Here is a 24,477-nt window from a genome sequence, read left to right as displayed (position 1 = left end):
GGAGGCGCTTCGCGCAAAAAAAATCCCGCCGCGGCGGGGCCGGGCGGGATCGGTGGCAGGCGTACCGGGAAAATTACTTGCCCGAGCTGTCCTTGAGCGTCGTCACGCGGTTGAACACCGGCTTGCCGGGTTGCGAATCGACACGATCGGCCACGAAATAACCGTGGCGCTCGAACTGGAAGCGCTGGTCGGCGACGGCGGCCGCCATGCCCGGTTCCAGGTAGGCGGTAACGGTTTCCAGCGCGTTCGGGTTCAGCACCGATTTGAAATCCTTGCCGCCGGCGTCGGGCTGCGGGTCCGTGAACAGGCGGTCGTACAGGCGCACTTCGGTTTCCAGCGCGGTCGCGGCGCTGACCCAGGTGATGTTGCCCTTGACCTTGTAGTTGTCCGCACCCGGCGTGCCCGACTTCGAATCCTCGAAGTACTTCACGTGCACGGCCGTCACCTTGCCGTTCTCGTCCTTGTCGTAACCGGTGCACTCGACCACATAGCCGTACTTCAGGCGCACGCGGCTGCCCGGCTGGTCGCCCACGGGCGGCGTGAAGCGGAAATAGCCCTTGGTCGGGGTTTCCATGAAGTCTTCCTGCTCGATCCACAGTTCGCGCGTGAACGGGAAGGTGCGCACGCCCCATTCGGGGTGGTGCGGATGGACCGGCGAGGTGCACTCGTGTGCTTCGCCTTCGGGGAAGTTGTCGACGATCAGCTTCAGCGGACGCAGGACGGCGATCGCGCGCGGCGCCTTCGGGTCGAGGTCGTCGCGCAGCGCGCCCTCCAGGGTGCTCATGTCGATCCAGCCGTCGGCTTTCGAGACGCCGATGCGGTCGCAGAACAGCTGGATCGATTCCGGGGTATAGCCGCGGCGGCGCAGGCCGACGATGGTCGGCATGCGCGGGTCGTCCCAGCCCGTGACCACGCCTTCGTCGACCAGCTGGCGCAGCTTGCGCTTGGAGGTGACGACATAGGTCAGGTTCAGGCGTGCCATTTCGTACTGGCGCGGCACCGGGCGCGGGAAGAAGCCGCCGTCGGCCAGGGTGTTGACCAGCCAGTCGTAGAACGGGCGGTGGTCCTGGAATTCCAGCGTGCAGATCGAATGGGTGATCGACTCGATCGCATCCGACAGCGGGTGGGTGAAGTCGTACATCGGGTAGATGCACCAGTCGTCGCCCGTGCGGTGGTGGTGGGCGTGGCGGATGCGGTACAGGGCAGGGTCGCGGTTGGTCATGTTCGGGGAGGCCATCGCATCCTCGCTCATCTTCGCGCGCAGGATGTGCTCGCCGTCCTTGTACTTGCCGGCCTTCATGTCGCGGAACAGTTGCAGCGATTCCTCGCGCGGGCGATTCCGGAAGGGCGAATTCGTGCCCGGCGTACCGAAGTTGCCGCGGTTCCTGGCCATGTCTTCGGCGCTCTGGCTGTCGACATAGGCGTGGCCCTGCTCGATCAGGTACTCGGCCATCGCATACAACTTGTCGAAATAGTCGCTGGCGTAGTGCAGGTACTCTTCGCCGCCTTGCTCCCACGAAAAGCCCAGCCACTTGACGCTGTCCATGATCGTGTCGACATATTCCTGGTCTTCTTTCTCAGGATTGGTATCGTCGAAACGCAGGTGGCAGCGGCCGGCGTAGTCGCGCGCCAGGCCGAAGTTCAGGCAGATCGATTTCGCGTGGCCCACGTGCAGGTAGCCGTTCGGCTCCGGCGGGAAGCGGGTGATGACTGAAGGCATGCCTTCGCGCTTGTGGGTGCCAGCCGCCAGGTCGTTGTCGATGATGGCGCGCAGGAAATTCGAGGACGGTGCCGCTGGTGCCGCATTCGCCGCCGCTTTGTTCTTCTCGTTGCTCATGAAAGTGGGAGTTTGGATAGGGAAAGTTCTTTCCATTTTACCGTAGACGGGGGCCGGCGTTTCGCCTATGTGGTGGAGCGCACGGTTCGCCCCGTATGCAAGGCTCATACTGGAACAGCGTGGAACAGTGATGCCAGCAATCCATATGCGGCCGCCAAGGACATCTTGCAAGCGGTCAAGCAGGCAGGCGGGTCAAATCCGCTGCCTGTCGCGGGCCGGGCGCCGCTGTCAAGTTGGCCTTTTCTATAGGATAATCTCGTTTTGCCGTTTCTCGGCTTCAGCCGGAGAGTTCCAAAAGTGGAAAATTTATACGCGATCCTCGGCGTCGCGCCGAATGCCAGCGACGACGAGATCAAGAAGGTCTACCGCTCGCTGGCCATGCGCTACCACCCCGACCGCAACCAGGCGCCGGGCGCGGAGGCGCGCTTCAAGGCCGTCACCAAAGCCTACGAGATCCTGTCGGACCGCGCCAAGCGCGAGGAATACAACCAGAGCGTGAACCACCGCATCGTGCTCGACGCCGAAGCCGAAGCCTTCGAGCTGTGGCGCTCGCTGTTTGCGCTCAACGGCGTCACGCTGCAGGCCTGAGCCCCGGCCGGGACAGCGCTACCAATTACAGGACATAACATGAAAAAAGTACATCCGGAATTCGCCTACCAGTCGCGCGAACTCGAAGGCCAGATCGATGGCACGCTGGGCGACCCGCCCAACCGCAAGAACTACGACATGATGGTCGGCGCGCTGGTTTCCGAATACGCGGGCGGTTCCGGCATCGACGACGTCAACCTGATGGCATTCGCCCTCGTTGACAAGATCAAATTCCTCGACCCGAAGGGCCTGATGCGCGAGGCGGCCGACTACGCCGGCGACGGCGGGGGCGACGGCGCAGCGCGCGTGTTCGCCATGGCCGAGTGCAGCGGCGAAGACGGCGCGGCCATGTACGAGGCCATGACGGAAAACTACCCGGAGCTGGCACGCCAGGCGATCATCACTGCCTTCCTGTACAAGCACCAGCAGCGCTGGGAAGACGACGACCAGTCGCTCGAGCAGCTCGGCAAGGACGACGAGGGCGACGACGACGAGATGGACGACATCGCCGCGACCGACGACTTCACCCAGATCTTCGATGGCGAAGGAGAACGCGAATGAGCGACAACGCGAACGACAACGCAGGCAACAGCGCGAACCTGCCGGCGCTGACGAAACAGGTCAGCGAACTGGTGCTGGCCGGCTCGCTGCAGCACGCCGAAGAGGCGTTCTCGCAGGCGGCCGACGAACACGGCGACTATGCCGTGGCCGAAGTGCTGGCGACGCTGCCCCCGCAAGTGACGGCCCTGCACCTGGCCGGCTTCGACGGCGGCAAGACCTCGCTGGCGACCATGCTGGTGCCGCCCAAGGCTTGGGCCGAGAGCCTGGCCTACCTGGCCGCGACCTGGCCCGACAACATGATCGAGGACGACCCCGAGCGCATCGCCGAGGGCCTGTTCAACCATGTGCACGGCGTCGTCTACGCGACCGACGACGAGGACCGCCGCCACGAGCTGCTGGCCGAGGCGTCAAGCACCGACCATGGCGCGACCGTGTTCGCGATCCTGTGGTCGCTGGCGCCGAAGGAGATCATGGAAGTGGCCGGCGAAATCAACTCGAAGGGCCGCTACGTGACCGGCCAGACCTCGTCCGACAGCGACATCGTGCCGCTGGCGATCGACCTGGCGAAAGCCAGCGAGGACGGCTGGGAGCGCTCGCTGATCGAACTCTTCCCCGAGTTCCGCCACAGCGCCGAGATGGCCGAGGCCGAATTCCCGGACGATCCGGACGAAGACCCGAACTTCCAGCAGCGCAGCACGCGCGACCTGCTGTACCGCCTGCGCAAGCAGGTGCCATCGGTCCGCACCATGCCGCGCCGCAGCACGCGCAAGAGCATCGGTACGGACATCTTCTCGTGAGCGGAGTGCCTGCCTCGATGTTGCCTGCAATCGTCATCGAAAAACTGCCGCGCCTGGTGCGGGCGATCAAGCTGCTGCCAACAGGGGCCGACGCCGACGAAGCGATCGCCCTGGCCGACGAGCTGGCCTCGGTTACCGCGATGGTGGCCGAGAAGTTCACCAACGACCGCACCGCGGAAGGCATCCAGCGCGCGCTGATGCTGACCGTGGGCGGGATGTCGCTCGGCCTGGAACACCTGGTCGACGACGACAGTGACGAGACGGCGCTGGACATCCTGATCGCCGACGGCGCCGAGTACGTGTTCCAGGCGGGCTTTCGCATGATCCGCGAACTGGCCGCGCTGCCCGAGGACAGCCTGGTCGGCGAGTACGACCTCGACCCGGTCTACGCGAACCGGCGCCTGAAGGAGCTGTTCGTCGACATCTGCACCGCCGATCCGGCCGACACCTGGACCGGCTACGAGCGCTACCTTGGCCAGGTCAAGCAGCGCGAAGGCGTGCAGGCGATCGTGCGCGCCGCCCAGTGGCTGCGCACGCACCACTACAAGGGCCCGGTCAAGGATCCCGACCTGAATGCCGAAGGGGTCATCGCGCTGGCGATCATCTTCGCCATCGATGGCGGCGGCACCATCGTCGCGCGCACCACGCAGAAGGAATTCGAGGCTTTCGTGCGTTCGGTACGCAAGAACAATCCCGACTTCGAGGCCGGCTGGGCCGCGCTGCTGGAAAAGGTGCCCGCACCGCACCGCGCGATCATCGCCGAGCGCGTCCAGGCCTACCGCGACACCTGCACCGTGTTCAAGAGCATCCAGACGAAGGCACCGATGAAGCAGCTGGTGGCCGAGCTGGAAAATTACGCGGGCTCGGAGCTGGACCAGGAATATCCCTGAGGGCCGACGCGGCGCATGCGGCTCCGTGTTAACGGTGCACCATGCGAGCGTATGTTGAACCCGTCCACCCTACATTCCTCCGGTCAACGGTAGCGTTCCGCAAGCCGGCGTAGGGTGGACGGCTTTGCCGTCCACGCGTTCAACTCAAGCCAGCCGACAGCCGCCCCCTCCGATGGCCACCGCCATTTTTCGGTATCATGAACACCTCAGTTCAGGATCCTCATGTCTTCTCCCGCCATCGCAGCCGGCAGCGCCGACTTCAAACGCATCAACCGCGCCATGGCCTTCGGTGGTTTTTCGACCTTCGCGCTGCTCTACAGCGTGCAGCCGCTGATGCCCCTGCTGGCGCGCGATTTTTCCCTTACGCCCGCCCAGAGCAGCCTGGCCCTGTCGATCTCCACCGCCACGCTGGCCGTCTCGCTGCTGGTGTCGAGCGTGCTGTCGGAACGCTTCGGCCGTAAACCCATGATGGCCGCCTCGATGCTCAGCGGCGGTCTCCTGACCCTGCTCGCCGCCTTTACCCGCGACTACGCCCAGCTGCTGGTGCTGCGCGCGCTGCTCGGCTTCATGCTGGGCGGGCTGCCGGCCGTGGCCATGGCCTATCTGAGCGAAGAGATCGAGGGGAATTCGCTCGGCCTGTCGATGGGGATGTACATCAGCGGCAGCGCCTTCGGCGGCATGACCGGCCGCGTGCTGGCCTCGGTCATCAGCGATTTTTATTCGTGGCGCATGGCCCTCGGCCTGCTGGGCGCGGCCGGCCTGTACGCCGCCTGGGAATTCTGGCGCAGCCTGCCGGCATCGAAACGGTTCCGGCCGGGGCAGGGCGGCTTCGGCGGCCTGGTCGACGGCATGCGCAAGCACGTCGGCGACGCCGGCCTGCCCTGGCTGTTCGCCTTGTCCTTCCTGCTGATGGGTTCTTTTGTGAGCCTGTACAACTACATCGGGTATCGCATGCTCGGTCCCGAGTTCGGCCTGCGCCAGAGCGCGGTCGGCGCCCTGTCCGTGCTGTACCTGCTGGGCATTTTCAGTTCGGTGTGGGCCGGCCGGCTGGCCGACCGCCTCGGCCGCCGCAACGTGCTGTGGCTGGTGATGTCGGTGATGTTCGCCGGACTGCTGCTGACCCTGCTCGGCAACCTGGCGGCTGTGGTGGCCGGCGTCGGCCTGTACACCTTCGGCTTCTTCGCCTCGCACTCGGTGGCCAGCAGCTGGGTCGGACGGCGCGCCCGGCCGCCGCAGGCGCTCGCCTCGGCACTCTACCTGTTCTTCTATTACCTCGGCTCGAGCGTGGTCGGCTGGGTATCGGGCTACGTCTGGGAGCATGGCGGCTGGCTCGGCGTGGTCGGCCTGCTCGGCGCCATCCTGGTGGTTGCGATGCTCATCGCGCTGCGCCTGCGGAATCTGGCGCCGCTCGAATCCGTGGCGCCGGCAACCCCTCCAGCCGGCTAGGCATCGCTGCATACCGCCCGCTATTGACGCTCATCAACTCCGGCTACGGTCTAGCCTAAAAGAACAGTTGCTAAACTAAAATTAGCCGTTGGTAGACTAAAGATCAGATCTTTAGGCGCAGACGGCGCTTCTTGATCCGGTCAACTTCGCCTGTTCGATGTTCCCGGAGCAAAGGAGCTTGCAGATGGCAGCGATGTCGGCCCCGGTGCGTGCATGAACGCGCCCGATTTTTCCTCCCTCGGACTGTTCGGCACTGGCCTCGGCCAGCATGCCCGCCTCATCACCCTCACCAGCGCCCAGGAAAGCGCGCTGCCCGAAGCCCTGGCGGCCGAGCGCTTCACCGGGCGCGAAGCAGTCAACGAACTGTTCTGCTTCGAGATCGACGCGCTCAGCACCTCGACCGGCCTCGACCTGTCGCTGTTTCTCGGCGAGGAACTCAGCGTCGGACTGTTGCAGCCGGACGGCAGCCGCCGCCACTGGCACGGGCTCTGCACGCAAGCGTCCTGGCTCGGCGCCGACGGCGGCGTGGCGCGCTACCGCCTGCGGCTGGAGCCGGCCCTGTCGCTGCTCGCGCTGCGGCGCGACAGCTACATCTTCCAGGACAAGAACGTGCGCGAGATCGTCACCGAACTGCTGGCCGACTACCCGCACGTGCAGTTCGATTTCGACATTACCCAGGAAGTGCCGGCGCGTCCCATCTGCACCCAGTACCGCGAGAGCGACCTCGAATTTTTCGTGCGCCTGCTGGCATCGGAAGGCCTGAGCTGGCGCTTCGAGCACGACTCCGCGCAGGAGGGGAGCCAGGCAAGGCACCGTCTCGTCGTCTTCGACAGCAGGGCGCCCCTGCCGGTCGTGGCGCCGATCCGCTTTCACGGCGTGCGCGCCACCGAACGGGACGACACCATCGACCGCTTCGGCGCGCGGCGCACGGTCGCCGCGAATGGCGTGAGCATCAGCAGCTGGGACCCGGCGCAGGTCTTCGCACCTGGCGCCGAGCAGCAATCGCACCTCGACGCCGGCGATCTGCCGTCCATGCAGCTCTTCGATGGCAGCGGCGAGCGCATCGCCGGCGACCGCAACGCAGCCAACCGGCACAGCGGCCTGATGCTGCAGGCGCTCGAGATGGCGAACCAGGTGTTCGAAGGCGGCGGCGCGGTACGGCGCCTGGCCGCCGGCCAGGTATTCCACTTGACCCAGCACGATCGCTATCCCGAGGGCGAGAACGCTTTCGCCGTGCTGTCGGTAGAGCACGAGGCCCGCAACAACTTCCGCCCCGGGATCGCAGGCCGAACCGAGGGCATCGAAAACGGCAGCTACCGCAACCGCTTTGCCTGCGTGCGCGCGGCGGTCGCGATCGTCCCGGCCCTCGCCAGCGCCCCGCGCAAGACTACCGCGCCCGGTCCCCAGTGCGCCCTGGTGGTCGGACTGGCCGATTCGGTGGCCACCACCAACCGCGACCATCAGGTGCGTGTCCAGTTTGCCTGGCAGCGCGGCCGCGCGCCCAACCCCGGCGGCATGTCGCACGACACCGACGAGCAGGGCTGCGCATCCGGCAACGACAGCTCCGGCACCTGGGTACGCGCGGCCGAAGCCCTCGCCGGCCCGAACTGGGGCACGCTGTTCACCCCGCGCGTCGGCAGCGAGGTGCTGGTCGATTTCATCGAAGGCGATATCGATCGCCCCGTGATCGTCGCCCAGCTCTACAACGGCGCGGACGCGCCGCCCTTCGCGGCCGGCGTCGATTCAAATGCCGGCCACGCCGGCGTCCTGTCCGGCATCCACACCCACAATTTCGACGGCGGCGGTTTCAACCAATGGCAACTGGACGACACGCAAGGCCAGCTGCGCACCCGCCTCGCCACCAGCACCGCAGCAACCCAACTCAATCTCGGCTACCTGATCGCGCAAAGCCCGGGCTCGAGCCAGCGCGGCAACTACCGCGGCAGCGGCTTCGAGTTGCGCACCGATGCCTGGGGCGTTGTGCGCGGTGCCGAAGGCGTCCTGCTCTCGACCAGCGTCCGCCCGCGCCAGGGCAGCGGCGTGAGCTCGACCCAGATGGACGCGAAAGAGGCGCTCTCGCTCCTGAAGGGCGCGCAGTCGCTCGGCCAGACCCTGGGCGACGCCGCCGCGCAGCAGCAGGCGCTGTTCAGCAAGGACGCGGCAAAGGCGCAAGCCGGCTTCATCGAACAGATCGATCCGCAGGCCAAGGGCAAGCATGCGGGCGCCGTCAACGCGCATGCCGCCTTGAAAGCCAAGCCTGGCTCCCGTGAGCTCGACAGCGGGCAGCCGGTCGAGCGCTTCGGCGCCGCGCTCGTGCTGATGGACTCGGCCGCGAGCATCAACTGGGCGACGCCGGGCTCGACGCTGATCCACGCCGGCCAGCAGCTGCACTGGACGACGCAGTCCGATCTGCACCTGGCCGCCGCGCACACGGTGTCCTCGGTCGCCGGGAATGCGGCGAGCCTGTTCACGCATTCGGGTGGCATCCAGGCGATTGCCGGGAATGGGCCGGTGTCGCTGCAGGCGCATACGGATCAGCTGGAGATCGTGGCGGACAAGGAAATCACGGTCATTTCCGTCAACGACTGCATCGAGATCAAGGCCAAGGACAAGATCGTGCTGCAGGCGGGGCAGTCGGCGATCACGCTGGAGGGGGGAGATATTACGTTTGCTTGTCCGGGGAAGTTTTCGGTGAAGGGGGGGATGCACATCTGGGATCAACGGGCGAACGCGTCTGCTCAGCTCGAAACGCTGCCATCGAGCCGGGTAACGGTACCGAGCGCGAACCCGGAGGAGGCCGCGGCTCCTCAATACGACGAGCAGATTGTCTACAAAGACAGTCATGGCGAGGCAATTGCGGACATTCCCTTTCTTGTGACGAATAAGGCAGACGAGGCCCAGCATCTGAAGAACCAAACCCCGGCAGATGGCGAGCTGGAACGCTTGAGGACCCCGGGAGAACAGCCCATTGAATACGCGTTGCGTTACGCACAGTTCAAGATCAAAAAATAGCTTGCACACTTTTGTAGGGTGAACGATGGCCAAGACCGACGAAAAAGGCGTGTCAATCGAGGTGCTGGGTTCCTGTACCACCAACACCAAAAAAGATTCTCAGCATGACGCGGAGGTGGAGTATCGGCACTTGTGGTCGTATGCGCAGCAGGCGGCACTGATCGCTTTGAGCGACAAGAACGAACAGGATGGCTGTTATCACCTGATCACCGATCCTGAGCGAAGGGCAAAGCGGATCGCAGGACATTATGCATATCTCTACTTCGAAAGTTCGAAGAAGTCGAAGAGGCGGCTGCAATTTTATTGGCCTGCACTTGCCGCTTTTGTCGTTAAGGACATTGTTGAAGCCTATCGGTTCACGCGCGAGGAGGTCCTCCATCGGGAGTGGAAGGACTTGGCCAGTCTCTTCAGAAATTCGAGTGTGGCTGACTTAGGTAGCTTAGTCATGACAAGGGACTCCCCATATATACATGCTCTGAGGACTTATAGTGCACTCGCAAAGGGTAACCTCTGGCTGTTCATGGATATATATCCCTGGTTCTGGTTCTACTTGGAATATGGCCTCAATCCGGACGGAAGCCTTAACCAAAAAAGATTGGCAGCCGGGCCACAGCAGCGAAACTGGGACGACTTTCAAAAAGCGACCAAAGAAGCAATAGAGGAGCTGCCTTTCGGGCCTAACTGGATGGGGCGCTTAAAAACTCGGTTGCAGAGCGATCCGGTATATAAGACAGCGAGTGCTTATTTCGACGTTCCGCCGCAATGGACCCCCGAGATGGGTTATGGGCAGCGTAGCCTGATGGAGTATCGAGCACATGTTTACTGCAGGGCACATGTGAAGGATTACGATAACGGCTACCGTGCACCTCAGAGCACGTACTGGGGGAAGTTCAAAGAAGCATATTACGTGATGGAAGCTGAACATTCTGAGCTATTTCGTTTAGCAAGCGACGCTGCGTCCCAAGCTGCACTCCTGAGCTTGCGCTCGTTCAAGGCCACTCCGCAAATTCATACGAGCTACCGCCACCTTACTGCCGAGTACCTTGCAACTGAGATTTCGAAGAAGACCGAACTTCAGAGATTCGAATTGGCCGCTATCGCTCACCAAGAACAAGTCAATGTTCTTCAGCCGCTCATCTACAACGATCCCTTGCTGAAGGAGACAATGGACGTCAATCATCGATTTAGCCGCATCACGAATGGATGGCTGTCCCCTAAGTTTAAAGTTATTTATAGCGCTTCTGCGACGAACGCTCGCCCAGAGTTAGAAACAGTGTTCGACGCACCACGCAACTTTAAAGACCGGCTGACGGGAAAGCGACAGAGCTTGCCCGATGTCGATGATCGTATGCAGTTCGTGGAAAAAATTGCGCAACAATTCAACTATTTAATGATTGATCGGCGAAAGTATATGGAGTCGGAGCTCAAGAAGATAATGTCATGGGTTTCGGCATGACTAGATTTACGTACGCAATAGGTATTGCCGTTGTGTTTGCAATTGCATGGGTTTTCACTCTAAAGGAACGCGATATGCAAGAGATAACGTTTGACATCGGGAAGAACATCCAGAAAACAGCGCAATCAAGCGTCTCTCATCAGTATTCTGCTCAAGAGGTAGATGGGCTGTTGCTCTATGATATTGACGGAATTCCTCCCGATGTACTCGTTCGGTATGCGCGAGCTGATTTTGACATTGTAGTCTCACCGATCTTTTCTTTAACACTGTATGCGGACCGAAGAAATAATAATGACCTGGCGGTTCAGACCGCTGCCTTGCAGGCATCTACAAGAAAAATTACATCACATGCAGCTGCGCAGGAGTTCGTGGCGAGTATCATCGACCAGTTTCAAAAAGGAAAATGGAGGCGCCATATTGATGATATGTGTCCGGCCGTGACTGGGCGATCATCTATATTGGATGAAAATGGGCGCGTCGCGCAGATTGGTGCTTGTCCTCTGGATCCGGAATACAGGTTATCTAACACGGAGTGGGAACACCTCATGAGCTCTGTACAAAATTACCAGTGGATCGGTGGCGACGTTATGGCGAAGCTGACCATCGGCTACAGTGATTTTGGGCGAGGTTTAAAGTATTCGATTGACCTCGAGTTTGATGACTATCAGCTGAAACGCCGAAGGGATAATGCCAGCCTTTTGCAGCGGCTGGAAGAAGGGGACGCCATGGGGTGGAATAGTAGCAAAGAAGAGCAGGAAAACGTTATCGCTCGAAAGAAAGAAATATTGACCCTCGAGAGAAACGCGATACAACGTGGCGATAAGGTTCTTTCTCGCAACTAATTCAATAGAAATCAGATATGAACTTAACCCAATGGCAGAAAGAACAGGTGGCTTTGCTTTACCACTTTTCGTCCTTGAGTTACCTCGAAGGCCTGAGGGATCGCCTCCGTGCGCTCCGGGTTTTTGCGGAAGGTCTCCTCGACGATAATAAAGTCAAAGGCCGGGATAAATTCCTTAAGAGTAAGCAGTGGGGAAGCCGCAATACGGGCGAGAACTGGGAGAATAATGCGTGGCCCTTCCTCAGCGATTTTCAGCGTTCCGTTGCGCAACATATCGTTGATCGAAGATCGAATACGTACCACCGAACCGGCGCATATCAGTGCAGCAGAGGTATAGCCGAATCCTCAGTGCAGTGGATGACTCCTCAGGAGCAAGACCAATTCGACAGGATGTTCGAAGAGTTGTCGGGATATGCACTGTACATCGATGAAACCATGGACCGGACGGTGCCCGCCGCCAAATGGGACGATTTCGGAATGGCGATGGCGTGGCAGAACCATGCGGATCAATTCCCGGTGCTCCCGAAGCTGAGGGCTGTGACCGATATCTCCGCGGCAAGCGGTCGGTTGCCACCGAAAACAGGGGTGTACGTCTCAATGGACGATCCTCATGCGACGCCGCAGTTTGCGTGGACCGGCTCCCCTGATGGACGTTTGTTAGACGCTACCAGCTTCAACGAAACCGGCAAAGCCGCGTTAGCGGCGGTGGGTAGGGAAAAATTGTGGGTTGATGGCGATGCCATGCTCCGTTTCGTGCTTCAAAACTTGTCAAATCCAGACCTGACGAGCGATCCGTTTTTTGATGAGTCCAAAACGCCAGAACTTGCGCCGAGCTTGGTAGCTCGGAATGCTTTTACGGGGCGCCCATCGCACTGGTGCTATGTCGAGCTGGTATCGCATGAGGTCGAACAGATCGAGACGAAAACGCCAGTCGCAAAATTAGAAGCATTCCGCTGCGCCTCAGGCGAATATTGCCAGCGCGAAGGTTTCTACTTTGCCCCAGCGGATATGCACTCACGTCGGTACTTCCGCGTCGGCGAACGCTTCCCCGAACTGACATCGGCATACGGGCAGACCATCTGGCAGTCGGACGGGAGCTAGAGGCGCAACGCCTGACAATCCAACTGGCAGAGCGTGCAATTGACGCCGGGAGATGGGGTAGAAGCGACCGCTGTATAACTGTACATCCTCCAAAAGGAGCATCTTGTGAGAAATTTAATTTTTGTACTTTTGTTTGCAGCAGCTAATGTTGCGAGCGCCAACTCCGAAAAGTTAGCGGGGCAGTTCACGCATGACTTCACGAACCCTGCAAATGAGCCGGTCTGGACTGTCACGAAGTCCGGCTCCCGATGGAAAGTATTTTCGCATGGCGCCAATAAAGTGCTGCGTGCCAAAGAAGCGAGCGAATCGGAACGTCGAGACTTTTACGAACAAATGTGGTGGCCTGCTGAGAAAGCGCTGGGTGCGAAATGTCTTCGCATTAGCGGAGACTGGCCAGGAATGATGTGCTATATACCGGTCAGCGAGCGTACCGGGATCGCGGGTTTGGCGAACAATAAGAGCGATTATTTTTATTTCGATTCGATGGGTGGCCTCAGGGAAATCCGGTTGAAGAGGCGGTGAGATGTTTCATGTGCAGTCTGATTAGCTGCTCGTGCTCTCTTCGTAGTGTAAAGACGAGAAAGGCAACTGTTGACAGGCCTGATGATTGCACAGCTAACGCCACGCCGGCGGTAATATTTCTAAACGCTAAGGTGCGTCGGCGCGCATCAATTTCCGGGCAGCGCTAGAATCGTTTGCTCTATCTCAAAGGAGGTCATCATGCTACAAGCAAATGAAATCCAGCAACGCTACACCCATCTGCAGCAAACCGTCGGCGAAGCCGAGCAGGCTTGCAAGGCCTCGCAGGATACGCCGCCGGAGATGCGCGAGTGCATCGAGCGTATTTCGCGCGAGGTGCAGCAGGCGCGCGATGTGATGCAGTCGAACGACGAGGCGCGCATCGTGCAGTGCGTGGACAGGATGGAAGACATGGGCGACGAGGCCAAGCGCATGAGCCGCTCGATGCCGCAGATGCCGGCGCACCTGGAGGCGGTCGTCACCCGCGTGCACGCCGAGCTGTCGGACTTCAAGCACAAGCTGCACTGACAAGCCGCCGGCCCTGCCGCAGGACGCGGCGGGCCAGTGCGGTTCACACAACGCGGGCCTTCAAGGCCCGCGTACCAAACGGCAGGGCCGTTTACACGACCCCGCGCGCGCGCAGCGCCGCAATCTCCTCGCCGCTTCGGCCCAGCACCTCGCGCAGCACCTCGTCGGTGTGCTGGCCGAGCAGGGGCGGCGCCATGCCGCTCGTCGCGGGCGTGGCCGACATCTTCATCGGGCTGCGCACCAGCTTGACCTTGCCGGCGCTCGGGTGCGGCAGCTCGATCGCCATCGCGCGCGCCTGCACCTGTTCGTTGGCGAAGACTTCGCCGACGTCGTTGATCGGGCCGCAGGGCACGCCGACCGCTTCCAGCGCGGCGATCCATTCGTCGCGCGGGCGCGTCGCCACCATCTCGGCCAGCAGCGGCACCAGCACCTCGCGGTTCTGCACGCGCAGCGGGTTGGTGGCGAAGCGCGGGTCGGATGCCAGCTCCGGCCGGCCGCCGGTTTCCACGAACTTCTGGTACTGGCCGTCGTTGCCGGTGGCGACGATGATGTGCCCATCCGAACAGGCGAAGGTCTGGTAGGGCACGATGTTGGCGTGGGCGTTGCCCCAGCGCTTGGGCGGCTTGCCGCTGTTGAGGTAATTGCTGCCGACGTTGGCCAGCATGGCAACCTGCGTGTCGAGCAGGGCCATGTCGATGTACTGGCCTTGTCCCGTCCTGTCGCGGTGGGTGAGGGCGGCCAGCACGGCGATCGTCGCGTACATCCCGGTCATCAGGTCGGTCAGCGCCACGCCCGCCTTCTGCGGGCCGCCGCCCGGCAGTTCGTCGCGCTCGCCGGTGACCGACATCAGGCCGCCCATGCCCTGGATCAGGAAGTCGTAGCCGGCGCGGTGGGCGTACGGACCATCCTGGCCGAAGCCGGTGATCGAGCAGTAGACCAGGTCCGGCTTGATCGCCTGGAGCGATTCGTAATCGAGACCGTAGCGTTTCAAATGGCCGACCTTGAAGTTTTCCAGCACCACGTCCGCGTGGCGCGCCAGGTCGCGCACCAGGGCCTGTCCCTCGGGGCTGGCGATGTCGACCGTCACCGAGCGCTTGCCGCGGTTGGCGGACAGGTAATAGGCCGCTTCGCTGGTGTCCTTGCCCTCTGCGTCCCTGGCGTAGGGCGGGCCCCAGGCGCGCGTGTCGTCGCCGCTGCCGGGGCGCTCGATCTTGATCACGTCGGCGCCGAGGTCGGCCAGGTTTTGCGAGCACCAAGGCCCGGCGAGGACGCGCGAGAGGTCGAGTACGCGGATATGCCCGAGCGCCTTGGAGGCGCCGGCGGTGGAACCGGATGGGGTCATGCTGATCTCTTTGCCAAGTTCGGACGAGGGCGATTATAGCTGGCGGCGTTCACGCGCCGTCCAGATTCAGGTACGGGGCGTGCCCGCCTCGCGCAGGCCGGCTTCCTCGAGCTGGGCGGCGAACAGGTCGCGCTCGTTGTCGACGATGCCGTCCACCGTGCGCTCGTCGAGCCCCATCGATTCGAGCACGAAGGCAGACAACTGCAGGCTCGCCTCGAGCGTCTCCGGCACGACGACCGTGGCGCCGGCGCGTTTCAGCGAGCGCGCATGCTTTTCGTCGCGCGAGCGCACGAACACCGGCACGTCGGGAAAATCGCGCCGGATCGCGTGCACGCTCTGCAGGGCGGAGTGCGGATTGTCCATCGTCAGCACGATCGCCGGGGCTTCCTCGGCATGCAGCAGGTGCAGCAGTTCCGGGCGCGAGGCGTTGCCGAAGAAAACGGGAATGCCCAGCGCGTGCATCTTCGACACCAGTGTCGCGTTGTTTTCGAAGGCGATGAAGGGGATGCCCTGGGCGCTGAGGAGCTTGGCCAGTTGCTGCCCGACGCGCCCGAAACCGGCGATGATGATGCGTCCGCGGGCGCCGCCCAGAATGTCGGGGTCGTGCTGCGCGGCGAGTTCGCGGGCGGCGCGCTCGCCGCCTTCGCCGATGGCCCGTCCCAGGCGCGCCAGCAGCGGCGTGATGAACATCGACAGGCCGACCACCAGCATGATGCGGGCGCCGAGGGCGTGGTCGAGCAGGCGCGCGCTGATGGCATAGCCGAGCACGACGAAGACGAATTCGCCGCCCTGGGCGAGCAACAGGCCGCCCTCGACCGCGCGGCCCCAGGCCATGCCGCCGACCCGGAACAGCAGCGTGACGACCCCGGCCTTGACCAGCACCAGGCCGAGCACCGCGCCCAGCAGCCAGAGCGGCGCCTCGACGATCTGGCGCACATCCATGTTCATGCCGACCGACATGAAGAACAGGCCCATGAGCAGGCCCTTGAAGGGCTCGACCATCAGTTCGACCTCGTGCTTGAACTCGGTCTCGGCCAGCAGCAGGCCCGCAATCAGCGCCCCGAGCGCCATCGACAGCCCGGCCGCGCCCGACAGGCCGGCGATGCCGAAGGTGCTGAGCAGGATCAGCGCCATGAACACGTCGGGCTGGCGATGGCGGGCAAACGCCTGGAACAGCGGCGGGATGATGCGCCGCCCGACCAGGTAGATGAGGGCGATCGCGCCGCCGGCCTTGGCCACCGACACCAGCGCCAGCGTGGCGGCGCCGTCGTCGCCACCGCCGCGCGACAGGGTGCCGATCAGGACCAGGATCGGGACCACGGCCAGGTCCTGCAACATCAGCACGGCGAACACCGACTGGCCCAGGCGGGTGCCGGTGCTGTTCTGGCCGCTCATCAGCTGCATGACGATCGCGGTCGAGGACAGCGACAGCACCAGGCCGAGGATCGCCGCCGTGACCGGCGGCTGGCCGAGCAGGTAGACGGTGCCGCCGATCAGCGCCGCGCTGGCCAGCACCTGCGCCGTGCCGGCGCCGAACACCCAGGCGCGCATCGCCCACAGGCGCGCGACCGAGAGCTCCAGGCCGATCATGAACATCAGGAACAGCACGCCGATTTCGGCCAGCATCGAGACGCCCTGGCCGGTCGGGAAGGTGAGCCAGGTCAGCTCGGGAAAGCGCGCGGCGAGCAGGCCCAGGCCGAAGGGGCCGAGCAGGGTGCCTGCGGCGAGGAAGCCGAGCACCTGGTTGATGCGCAGGCGCTGCAGCGTGGGAATCAGGATGCCGGCAAGGATCAGGAACAGGATGATTTCCCGAAGAAACGGGAAGGCGTGTTGCTCTTGCACGAGGGAATGCCTTTTGCGGTTGTGGGCGGCGTTGGCATTTTATAACGGCGCAGAGGAGGTGGCGATGTCGGCCGAAGCCGGTAGGGTGGGCGGCTCTACCCTGCCCATGTGAACAGGCGCGGCAGACGCGCCGCCCACGCGTTCAACCGGCCCTTGAACAGCCGCGCGGCTACACACCGGCTGCTTGAACGCGTGGGCGGCGCTCAAGCAGCGTGAACGCTCGCGTTCGGGTGGAGCAGGCCACCCGCCAGTCTTTCAGAAATGCCCGGCCAGTGCCTCCGGCGCGGTTTCCTCCTGCTGGCGATGGCCGCTGGCCAGCGGCTGGCGCGATTCGGCGGTCTTGACCAGTTCTTCGTACTCCGGGTCGTCCACGCCGCGCAGCTCGATGAAGCGATCCAGGGCGTTTTCCAGCCGCGGCAGCAGGACCGCGCGTTCGCTGTGCAGCACGCTGTAGGCCGGGCGCGCGGCCGCCATGCCCATCTCAAGGGTGGCGCGGCCCACCAGGGTGCGGGCATCGATGCCGGCACGCTCGGCCGCCATGCGCGCCAGGTCGAACCAGGTGACTTCGCCGCCGTTGTTCAGGTGCCAGATACCGCACTCGCGGTCGATCGCCAGGTCGAGGCAGGTGTGCACCAGGTCGGGCACGTAGGTCGGCGATACCGTCATGTCCGTGGCGGCCGCGAACTCGTCGCCGCGCTCGAGGGCGTCGAGCGCCAGCTTGACGAAATTGTGCTGGTCCCAGGGCCCGAAGAAGGCGCTGGTGCGTACCACCAGGGCGCCCGGATGCTTGTCGAGTACCGCGGTTTCGGACTCGGCCTTGCTACGGCCGTAGACGTTCAGCGGCGTGACCGGATCGCTCTCGACATACGGGCTGCCCTTGCTGCCGTCGAACACGAGGTCGCTCGAGAAGGTGGTCAGGTGCACGCCGTGGCGGGCGCAGGCCTCGGCCAGGATGGCCGGGCCGGCCGTGTTGTCGCGCAGGCAGCGCTCGATGTCGCCCTCGGCGTCGTCCACGCGCACATAGCCGCAGGTATTGATCACGGCCCATGGCTTGTACTGGGCCAGGGCGCGCTCGACCGAGGCGGCGTCGGCGATGTCCATGTCGCGCCGCGACAGCAGCTTGTAGTGCAGGTGGCGCTTCTGGCAGACGCGGGCGAAGGCGCGGCCCAGGGTGCCGGTGGCGCCGGTAATCAGGATCGGCGCCGCATGGGTGCCGACCAGCCGGTGGCCGTCGGCCGTGATCGAGGTGAGGGCGGCGGGCGTGGCGACCGGCGGCGAGCACAGGAAACGGCCCGGGCGGCGCCACCAGCCCTGGCCGCGCAGCACCGGATGCGACAGCGGCTGGCCGCTGGCCAGTTCGCGCATCATCGCGGCCAGCGCGGTCGGACGCGGCATCGGCGAGCGCACGTCGAACGGCCCCGGTTCGTAATAACCGCGGTTCTGCGTCACCAGGCTGTTCCAGTCGAAGGAACCCAGCAGCGACCAGACGGTGACGGCGCGGATGTCGACGCCGTTGCCGCGCGCCGTCTGCGCCGCTTCCCAGATCTCGAGCAGCCAGCGCAGCTGGTCTTCGCGGTTGGCGTCGATGTGGGCTTCGGTGATGGCCAGCGGCAGCCGGTAGCGGTCCCAGATTTCCGCCAGCAGCGGCCCGATCCCGGCGGTCGGGGTCGCCAGCACGCGCGAGGCTTCGATGTCGGCGCAGGGAATGCCGTCGGCCATGCCGCGGTGGTGCTCCGGGAAACGCTCGGGACGGTGGTCGAGCCAGCGCTCGCTCGTCACATAATAATTCACGCCGATCAGGTCCGGCGGGCAGGTGTTGTCGCGGAACCAGAGCAGGTCGGCTAGCTCGACGCCGGTGCCGACCAGGTAGTTCCAGAGCTTGTGTTCGGGACCGACCATGCCGCACAGCAGATCCCAGGCCAGCCAGCGGCGTTCGTTGTAGAACTCGGCGACGTGCGCCATTTCCGGGGTGCCGTAGGTCTTGCCGAGATCGTCGGTCTGGACCAGTTTCGCGGCCGGGTTGATTCTCCGGATTTCGCGCATCGACAGCACCACGGCGCGGCACTGGATCAAGAGGGCCTGGATAAAGCTTTTATCGTCGCGCGCATGCGGGTACCAGACGCCGTAGAGGCCGGCAAAACGCGCGGTGGTGCAAGGTTCGTTGACGGGGGTGTAGTACTCGAGCCACGGGTAGCGTGCGGCGACGGCGCCGGCGTATTCGGCCAGGCGCTCCGGGAAGGCGGGGTCGAGCAGGCTGGTGTCGCGCGGGCCGCTGCCGTGGTGGATCAGGCCGGCAATCGGGGTGACGCCTGCTTCGCGCAGGGCGGGCAGGCGCTCGTCGGGCCAGGTCCAATCGGCCTTGGCGATGCCTTCGGGGGCGGTGCGCTCCCACAGGATCGGGTAGCGGATGGCGCGGATGCCGGTGTCGGCGAAGCGCTGGATATCGCAGTTGCGCAGCGCGTGGCCGTTACGGTCGAGCTGGCTGAAGTATTCGTCCTGCACACGGTTGACGGTACATTCGAGGCCGCCCCACAGTTCGAGTGGGCGGGGTTGGCTGTTCGGGCTCGTGTTATTCATTATTTCACCACTTGTTAAAATTCTTGCAACAAAAACTTTTTAGACGGCCACCGAAAAGATTAAGTTCGGATAAATGACCGTGTTGGGTATCGCTTGGGCAAATCCTTGCCCTCCCGGTGGACGGGTGCCACCGTTGGCACGACCACGACCGCTCCCCCCGGCGCAGCGTGGCTTTGCGTAGCGGTTGACAGCCGGGCGTCAACCTGCAACCATGCCATCCATGAACTATTTCAACGCACACTTCCCGTTTTGCACCTGGTGGCGCCGCTGACAGCGCGCGGCCTTAACGAGAAGATGTGACTCAATGAACGCCGCCTCGATTCAGGTGGCGTTTTGTTTTTGCGCGGCGGGATCGGGGCAAACCAAGGAAAAACCCGATGACCCAAGACCCGAGCACGACAGCCGCAGCCCAAGCCGCACCCGCACCCGCACCTGTGATCCTCACCGGCGACCGTCCGACCGGCCCGCTGCACCTGGGCCACTTCGTGGGTAGCCTGCGCAACCGCGTTACCTACCAGGATCAATACCGCCAGTTCATCATGCTCGCTGACGCCCAGGCGCTCACCGACAACATGGATGACATCGAAAAGGTACACCGGAACGTTGTCGAAGTGGCGCTCGATTACCTCGCGGTCGGCATCGATCCGGCGCGCTCGACGATCTTCATCCAGTCCCAGGTCCCGGAGCTGGCGGAGTTGACATTCTATTATTTAAATCTCGTCACTGTCGCCCGTTTGGAGCGCAACCCGACCGTCAAGACGGAGATCGCGCTGCGTAACTTCGAGCGCGACATCCCGGCCGGCTTCCTGACCTACCCGGTCAGCCAGGCCTCCGACATCAGCGCCTTCAAGGCGACCCTGGTGCCGGTGGGCGAAGACCAGATCCCGATGATCGAGCAGTGCAACGAGATCGTGCGCCGCTTCAACCGCATCGCCAAGCGCGACGTCCTGGTCGAGTGCAAGGCCCTGGTGCCGGAAATCGGCCGCCTGCCCGGCATCGACGGCAAGGCCAAGATGAGCAAGTCGCTCGGCAATACCATCAACCTGGGCGACAGTGCCGACCAGATCCGCGCCGCCGTCAAGCAGGTCTATACCGACCCGCTGCACCTGAAAGTGTCGGACCCGGGCCACGTGGAAGGCAACGTTGCCTTCCTCTACCTGGACGCTTTCGACACCGACAAGGCGGCGCTGGAAGAGATGAAGGCCCATTACACGCGCGGCGGCCTGGGCGACAGCGTCGTCAAGAAGCGCCTCGACGCCGTGCTGCAGGAGATGCTCGAGCCGATCCGTACCCGCCGCGAAGAGTTTGCGAAGGACAAGGGGCAGGTGATCCAGATGCTCAAGGAAGGCACGATGAAGGCGCGCGAAGTGGCGGCCGGCACCGTCGACGAAGTGCGCCGCGCACTGGGCCTGTCCTACTTCTGATGTCGTTCCGGCGGCCTGCCGCAAAGGCGTGAGGGTGGGCGGCCATACCCGGGCAGCGGACGTTCGCGACCGGTGTGCCGCCCACCCTGCGCGCCACCGCATCGCGTCGCGATACGCACGGTATCGCCCCACGCTCCCTCCGCATCTCGCACTCGCTTCCCGCCTTGAGCGATGACAAGCTTCATCCATCTCATGTCGTAGATGATCGTGGTTTGTCTTGATCGGAGGAAATTATGAGCAAGGGATTGCGGCTGACCGAAAAGTGGTTGCATCGTGCACTGTGGCTGGTGGCGCTGGTATTTGCCGGTTTCCTGATTGGCCTGGGCGGGAAACTGGTCGAGAACCTGGCCGACGTGGAAGAGCCTCCCAGCGTCGAACAGTTCATTGAACCTGCCCAGCTCGCGGCTGTCCGCGCCGAGGAGGGCGAGGCGGAGAAGCTGCAGACACTGGCCCGCGAGCGGCACGACCAGGCCGTGGAGAAGCACGGGGTCGCGCAGTCGAACACGCGCTCCGCGCGTGCCACCTTCGACGATTGGCTGGCGACGCGCAGCGTGACGGCGCGGGCGGACCAGGATTACGAACTGATCAGCCGGACGAAATCGATCGAAGCGCTCGAAGCGGAGGAGCGGCGCGCCCTCGGCGCGGTGGAAGCGCAGCGTCAGGCCTTGCTCGATGCGACCCAGCAGGCCGAGCGCGCAACGCGGCGCCGGGCCGAGCTCGAGCTGCCGGCGTTGATGAAGCGCGATGCCGCTGCCGAAGCATTGACCCTGCGCGTGTTCGCCTACCGGCTGGCACTGACGCTGCCGCTGTTGATCGCCGCCGGCTGGCTGTTCAAGCACAAGCGCAAGACCCCGTCGTGGCCCTTCGCCTGGGGATTCATCTTCTTCGCGCTGTTCGTTTTCTTCTTCGAACTCGTTCCTTACCTGCCCAGCTATGGCGGCTACGTGCGCTACGTCGTGGGGATCATCGTGACGGTGGTGGCGGGACGCCATGCGATCACCGCCTTGCAGCGCTATCTCGCGCGCCAGAAGGAAACCGAAGCGCTGCCCGACGTCCAGCGCCGCCAGACACTGCGCTACGACATGGTCCTGACCCGCCTGGACAAGGGCGTCTGCCCGGGATGCGAACGGCAAGTCGACCTGAAGGACGCGACGACGGACTTCTGCCCGCACTGCGGCATCGGCCTGTTCGACCGCTGCGGCGGCTGCGCCACGAGAAAAAACGCCTTCGGGCGCTTCTGCTTTGCGTGCGGGACGGCGGCGAATACGAGCCTGGCCGACTGAACGGCCAGCTCGTTACGCTTCGCTTAGTCCTGCAGGTCGGCTGGTACCTTGCCGCCGTTTTCGGCCAGCTTCTTCATGACCTGCTTGTGCAGCCAGATGTTCATCGAGGCCGAATCGCTGGTGTCGCCCTTGTAGTTCAGTTCGGCCGCCAGTTCCTTGCGCGCCTGCAGGCTGCTGTCGATGTCGAGCAGCTTGAGCAGGTCGACGATCGAGGTGCGCCAGTTCAGGTTCTGCCCCGACGCTTGCAGCTTCTGGTTCAGGATGGCTTCGACATCGACCTGTTCCATCGCGGCTGGGGCAGGGGCTGCCGCGGGGGCGGCAGGCGCAGGCGCTGGTGCCGTTGGCCGTGGTGCCGCTTGCGCCTGGGCTTGCGCCTGGGCTTGCGCCTGTGCCTGGGCCTGGGCTTTCTTGGCCGAGTCCGAGTTCGGGAAGATTTTGTTGAAGATATTGCTCAGCATGCCCATGAGATGCTCCTTTGTTGTTGGTGGATGATGTTGCGAATTAGCGGCGCTGGATATTCGACGCCATGTGAGCGAGGGCAATGGCGAGTGCCGCGCCGCCGAGGCCCTTGACCACGTTCGGATGCTGGGCATAAAAATCGCCCATACGCTCGACCACGCCCGGGTTTTCCTGTTCCGCCTTCTCGGCGATCTGTTGAACCTGCTCAGGTGTCAGCTGCGAAGCCTGTTCCGGCGTGATCTGGGGCTGGGCATTGCCGCCATTGCCGCCGCCCAGCAGGTTGCCGAGCACGCCGCCGAGGCCACCCAGTCCGCCCATGCCGCCCATGCCGCCGAGGCCGCCCATGCCACCGCCGCCGCTGCTGCGTCCGGCCAGCGCACCGAGCAGCGCCGGGCCGGCGGCTGCGATCAACTGGTTGAGCATGCTTGCCTGCTGGTTCGGATTGCTCTGGCCGAACATCTGCCCGACCATCTGCGGGAAGGGCGGGGTCTGGTCCGAGCGCAAGGCTTGCGTGACGCCCTGCGCGAGCTGTTCGCGCGGCACTTCCTGCGCCGCGCGTTCAAAATCCTGGGTTGCGCGCGTGTTGTCGGCGCCGGATGCGCCGGCCATGTACTGCTGCAATAGATTGCCCAAATCAAAAGCCATGACGTTCTCCTGCTCGAATGACAAGGTGAAGGTCGAGGGTAGGGCGCACGATTCGGCGCTTCGGTACGGTATCGAACGCAGGAGAACGTAAACAGCGATATCCGTGCCGACTAGCAATTGCTCGCCCTCCGCGCTAAGCTGGCGGGATGATCTACCTGCCGCTTGTCCTGTTCGTCCTGGTCTATATTGCCGCCACCTTCGCCTGGCAGTTGCCCTTGCTCGTCGGCGGCGCCTACCTGATCATCAGCCTGAGCTGTTTCGTGGCCTATGCGATCGACAAGGCGGCCGCCCGCAACGGCGCCTGGCGCACGCCGGAGCGCACCTTGCTGCTGCTCGGCCTGGCCTGCGGCTGGCCCGGCGCCCTGCTGGCCCAGCAATGGCTGCGCCACAAGACGGCGAAGCGCCCGTTCCAGCAGATGTTCTGGTGCACGGTCGTGGCCAACATCGCCGGCTTCCTCTACCTGTCGTCGCGGCTGGCGGCGCGCTGAGATGAGCGGCCAGCCGGCGTCCTGGCCTTATGCGCGCGTGCTGGCCCACCGCGGCGGCGGCACGCTGGCGCCGGAGAACACGTTGGCCGGCCTGCGCGAAGGGATGCGGCGCGGGTTTGCCGCCATCGAATACGACATCATGCTGGCGCGCGACGGCGTGCCGGTGGTGATGCACGATCCTTATCTCGGCCGCACCGTGCTCGGGACCGGCAACGTATTCGACTACGATGCCGCGGAACTGGCGGCCATGGACGCCGGCAGCTGGTTCGCGCAGGAGTACGAGGGTGAGCCGGTGCCGCTGTTCGTCGAATTTGCCGGCTTCTGCAAGGCGCACGGCATCTGGATGAACATGGAGATCAAGCCGGCGCCGGGCTACGACATCGAAACCGGCGGCGCCGTCGCCCGCATCGCCGCCGCGCTCTACGCGGACGAGATCGCGGCCGGCGACCTGGCCGCGGCGCCGCTGCTGTCCTCGTTCAGCCACCTGGCGCTCGAGGCGGCGCGCGAGGTGGCGCCCCAGGTGCCGCGCGCCTGCCTGATGAGCGAGCTGCCGCCCGACTGGGAGCGCCGCGCGCAATCGGTCGAGGCCATCGCCATCCACACCAACCACAAGCACCTGACGCGCGAACTGGCCGCCAGCGTGCGCGCCGCCGGCTTCGGCCTGTTCTGCTACACGGTGAACGAGCCGCGCCGCGCGCGCGAACTGCTGTCCTGGGGCGTGGAGGCCTTCTGTACCGACCGGATCGACCTGTTCAAGCCGGATTTCGCGTGACGATGGCGCCGGCTCGCGCCGCAGGGACGTAGGGTGGGCGGCTCCGCCCTGGAATACGAATCGACGCGA

Annotated in this window: 21 protein-coding genes; 15 read left to right on the top strand and 6 right to left on the bottom strand. The window is 63.9% G+C overall.

Annotation, left to right across the window (positions count from 1 at the left end; all coding sequences use genetic code 11):
• Positions 1-73: 73 nt before the first annotated feature.
• A complete protein-coding gene (locus ACFPAH_RS15135) occupies positions 74-1,837 on the bottom strand; it encodes a glutamine--tRNA ligase/YqeY domain fusion protein (protein ID WP_379746915.1) in 1,764 nt (587 codons plus the stop codon).
• Between the two features lie 297 nt (positions 1,838-2,134).
• Between ACFPAH_RS15135 and ACFPAH_RS15130 the strand changes: the two genes are divergently transcribed.
• From ACFPAH_RS15130 to ACFPAH_RS15080, 11 genes are all read left to right on the top strand, one after another.
• Positions 2,135-2,425: a DnaJ domain-containing protein gene (locus ACFPAH_RS15130; RefSeq protein WP_379746913.1), complete on the top strand. Its 291-nt coding sequence runs from the start codon at positions 2,135-2,137 to the stop codon at positions 2,423-2,425.
• Between the two features lie 39 nt (positions 2,426-2,464).
• Positions 2,465-2,986: a hypothetical protein gene (locus ACFPAH_RS15125; RefSeq protein ID WP_379746911.1), complete on the top strand. Its 522-nt coding sequence runs from the start codon at positions 2,465-2,467 to the stop codon at positions 2,984-2,986.
• A complete protein-coding gene (locus ACFPAH_RS15120) occupies positions 2,983-3,783 on the top strand; it encodes a hypothetical protein (protein ID WP_379746909.1) in 801 nt (266 codons plus the stop codon). Before ACFPAH_RS15125 ends, ACFPAH_RS15120 begins: the two co-directional genes overlap by 4 nt.
• A 17-nt stretch (positions 3,784-3,800) precedes the next feature.
• Entirely contained in the window at positions 3,801-4,673 is an 873-nt protein-coding gene (locus ACFPAH_RS15115) for a hypothetical protein (protein ID WP_379746907.1), read from the top strand.
• 222 nt (positions 4,674-4,895) lie between these two features.
• Entirely contained in the window at positions 4,896-6,119 is a 1,224-nt protein-coding gene (locus ACFPAH_RS15110; RefSeq protein ID WP_379746905.1) for an MFS transporter, read from the top strand.
• Between the two features lie 213 nt (positions 6,120-6,332).
• The gene (locus ACFPAH_RS15105; RefSeq protein WP_379746903.1) at positions 6,333-9,131 is read left to right on the top strand and encodes a type VI secretion system Vgr family protein; all 2,799 of its coding nucleotides are present in this window, start codon (positions 6,333-6,335) and stop codon (positions 9,129-9,131) included.
• A 25-nt stretch (positions 9,132-9,156) separates the two neighbouring features.
• Positions 9,157-10,587, top strand: a complete 1,431-nt coding sequence (locus ACFPAH_RS15100) for a DUF2515 family protein (protein ID WP_379746901.1) — start codon at positions 9,157-9,159, stop codon at positions 10,585-10,587.
• Complete coding sequence (locus ACFPAH_RS15095; RefSeq protein WP_379746899.1) at positions 10,572-11,429, top strand: hypothetical protein; 858 nt, start codon at positions 10,572-10,574, stop codon at positions 11,427-11,429. The genes ACFPAH_RS15100 and ACFPAH_RS15095 overlap by 16 nt, the downstream gene beginning before the upstream one ends.
• A 17-nt stretch (positions 11,430-11,446) precedes the next feature.
• Positions 11,447-12,529, top strand: coding sequence for a hypothetical protein (locus tag ACFPAH_RS15090; RefSeq protein WP_379746897.1), 1,083 nt, complete (start codon positions 11,447-11,449; stop codon positions 12,527-12,529).
• A 105-nt stretch (positions 12,530-12,634) separates the two neighbouring features.
• Entirely contained in the window at positions 12,635-13,051 is a 417-nt protein-coding gene (locus ACFPAH_RS15085) for a hypothetical protein (protein ID WP_379746895.1), read from the top strand.
• 198 nt (positions 13,052-13,249) lie between these two features.
• Entirely contained in the window at positions 13,250-13,576 is a 327-nt protein-coding gene (locus ACFPAH_RS15080) for a hypothetical protein (RefSeq protein WP_379746893.1), read from the top strand.
• A gap of 91 nt (positions 13,577-13,667) precedes the next feature.
• Here the strand turns inward: ACFPAH_RS15080 and ACFPAH_RS15075 are convergent, their stop codons facing one another.
• The 3 genes from ACFPAH_RS15075 to ACFPAH_RS15065 form a co-directional block, all read right to left on the bottom strand.
• Positions 13,668-14,918, bottom strand: a complete 1,251-nt coding sequence (locus ACFPAH_RS15075; protein ID WP_379746891.1) for a CaiB/BaiF CoA transferase family protein — start codon at positions 14,916-14,918, stop codon at positions 13,668-13,670.
• Between the two features lie 66 nt (positions 14,919-14,984).
• The gene (locus ACFPAH_RS15070; protein ID WP_379746889.1) at positions 14,985-16,760 is read right to left on the bottom strand and encodes a cation:proton antiporter; all 1,776 of its coding nucleotides are present in this window, start codon (positions 16,758-16,760) and stop codon (positions 14,985-14,987) included.
• Positions 16,761-17,015: 255 nt separating this feature from the next.
• Positions 17,016-19,337, bottom strand: a complete 2,322-nt coding sequence (locus ACFPAH_RS15065) for a family 1 glycosylhydrolase (protein WP_379746887.1) — start codon at positions 19,335-19,337, stop codon at positions 17,016-17,018.
• Between the two features lie 377 nt (positions 19,338-19,714).
• Between ACFPAH_RS15065 and trpS the strand changes: the two genes are divergently transcribed.
• Both trpS and ACFPAH_RS15055 read left to right on the top strand, forming a co-directional pair.
• The gene (gene trpS / locus ACFPAH_RS15060) at positions 19,715-20,761 is read left to right on the top strand and encodes a tryptophan--tRNA ligase (RefSeq protein WP_379746885.1); all 1,047 of its coding nucleotides are present in this window, start codon (positions 19,715-19,717) and stop codon (positions 20,759-20,761) included.
• A gap of 233 nt (positions 20,762-20,994) precedes the next feature.
• Complete coding sequence (locus tag ACFPAH_RS15055; RefSeq protein WP_379746883.1) at positions 20,995-22,044, top strand: serine endopeptidase; 1,050 nt, start codon at positions 20,995-20,997, stop codon at positions 22,042-22,044.
• Positions 22,045-22,067: 23 nt separating this feature from the next.
• On the opposite strand, the gene ACFPAH_RS15050 is transcribed toward ACFPAH_RS15055, so the two are convergent.
• Positions 22,068-22,508, bottom strand: coding sequence for a DUF3597 domain-containing protein (locus ACFPAH_RS15050; RefSeq protein ID WP_379746881.1), 441 nt, complete (start codon positions 22,506-22,508; stop codon positions 22,068-22,070).
• Between the two features lie 37 nt (positions 22,509-22,545).
• Positions 22,546-23,148 (bottom strand): hypothetical protein, encoded by a 603-nt coding sequence (locus ACFPAH_RS15045; RefSeq protein WP_379746879.1) that lies wholly within the window; start codon positions 23,146-23,148, stop codon positions 22,546-22,548.
• A 146-nt stretch (positions 23,149-23,294) separates the two neighbouring features.
• On the opposite strand from ACFPAH_RS15045, the gene ACFPAH_RS15040 reads away from it, so the two are divergent.
• The gene (locus ACFPAH_RS15040; RefSeq protein ID WP_379746877.1) at positions 23,295-23,636 is read left to right on the top strand and encodes a DUF1294 domain-containing protein; all 342 of its coding nucleotides are present in this window, start codon (positions 23,295-23,297) and stop codon (positions 23,634-23,636) included.
• 1 nt (position 23,637) lies between these two features.
• Positions 23,638-24,408 carry a glycerophosphodiester phosphodiesterase gene (ugpQ, locus tag ACFPAH_RS15035; RefSeq protein ID WP_379746875.1) on the top strand — a complete coding sequence of 257 codons (771 nt, stop codon included), beginning with the start codon at positions 23,638-23,640 and terminating at the stop codon, positions 24,406-24,408.
• The last annotated feature ends 69 nt before the right edge of the window (positions 24,409-24,477 follow it).

It is taken from the genome of Massilia sp. GCM10023247 (assembly GCF_042653325.1).
Classification (GTDB): Bacteria; Pseudomonadota; Gammaproteobacteria; order Burkholderiales; family Burkholderiaceae_D; genus Telluria.
Note: the sequence above shows the minus strand (reverse complement) of the source record. Positions and strands in the feature narration are given on the sequence as shown.

Coding starts and splice junctions, on each gene's coding strand:
- ACFPAH_RS15100 (WP_379746901.1), top strand. CDS start 9,157: ATGGCCAAGACCGACGAAAAAGGCGTGTCAATCGAGGTGCTGGGTTCC.
- ACFPAH_RS15055 (WP_379746883.1), top strand. CDS start 20,995: ATGAGCAAGGGATTGCGGCTGACCGAAAAGTGGTTGCATCGTGCACTG.
- trpS (WP_379746885.1), top strand. CDS start 19,715: ATGACCCAAGACCCGAGCACGACAGCCGCAGCCCAAGCCGCACCCGCA.
- ACFPAH_RS15110 (WP_379746905.1), top strand. CDS start 4,896: ATGTCTTCTCCCGCCATCGCAGCCGGCAGCGCCGACTTCAAACGCATC.
- ACFPAH_RS15125 (WP_379746911.1), top strand. CDS start 2,465: ATGAAAAAAGTACATCCGGAATTCGCCTACCAGTCGCGCGAACTCGAA.
- ACFPAH_RS15080 (WP_379746893.1), top strand. CDS start 13,250: ATGCTACAAGCAAATGAAATCCAGCAACGCTACACCCATCTGCAGCAA.
- ACFPAH_RS15050 (WP_379746881.1), bottom strand. CDS start 22,508: ATGGGCATGCTGAGCAATATCTTCAACAAAATCTTCCCGAACTCGGAC.
- ACFPAH_RS15090 (WP_379746897.1), top strand. CDS start 11,447: ATGAACTTAACCCAATGGCAGAAAGAACAGGTGGCTTTGCTTTACCAC.
- ACFPAH_RS15075 (WP_379746891.1), bottom strand. CDS start 14,918: ATGACCCCATCCGGTTCCACCGCCGGCGCCTCCAAGGCGCTCGGGCAT.
- ACFPAH_RS15105 (WP_379746903.1), top strand. CDS start 6,333: ATGAACGCGCCCGATTTTTCCTCCCTCGGACTGTTCGGCACTGGCCTC.
- ugpQ (WP_379746875.1), top strand. CDS start 23,638: ATGAGCGGCCAGCCGGCGTCCTGGCCTTATGCGCGCGTGCTGGCCCAC.
- ACFPAH_RS15095 (WP_379746899.1), top strand. CDS start 10,572: ATGGGTTTCGGCATGACTAGATTTACGTACGCAATAGGTATTGCCGTT.
- ACFPAH_RS15120 (WP_379746909.1), top strand. CDS start 2,983: ATGAGCGACAACGCGAACGACAACGCAGGCAACAGCGCGAACCTGCCG.
- ACFPAH_RS15135 (WP_379746915.1), bottom strand. CDS start 1,837: ATGAGCAACGAGAAGAACAAAGCGGCGGCGAATGCGGCACCAGCGGCA.
- ACFPAH_RS15045 (WP_379746879.1), bottom strand. CDS start 23,148: ATGGCTTTTGATTTGGGCAATCTATTGCAGCAGTACATGGCCGGCGCA.
- ACFPAH_RS15040 (WP_379746877.1), top strand. CDS start 23,295: ATGATCTACCTGCCGCTTGTCCTGTTCGTCCTGGTCTATATTGCCGCC.
- ACFPAH_RS15115 (WP_379746907.1), top strand. CDS start 3,801: ATGTTGCCTGCAATCGTCATCGAAAAACTGCCGCGCCTGGTGCGGGCG.
- ACFPAH_RS15065 (WP_379746887.1), bottom strand. CDS start 19,337: ATGAATAACACGAGCCCGAACAGCCAACCCCGCCCACTCGAACTGTGG.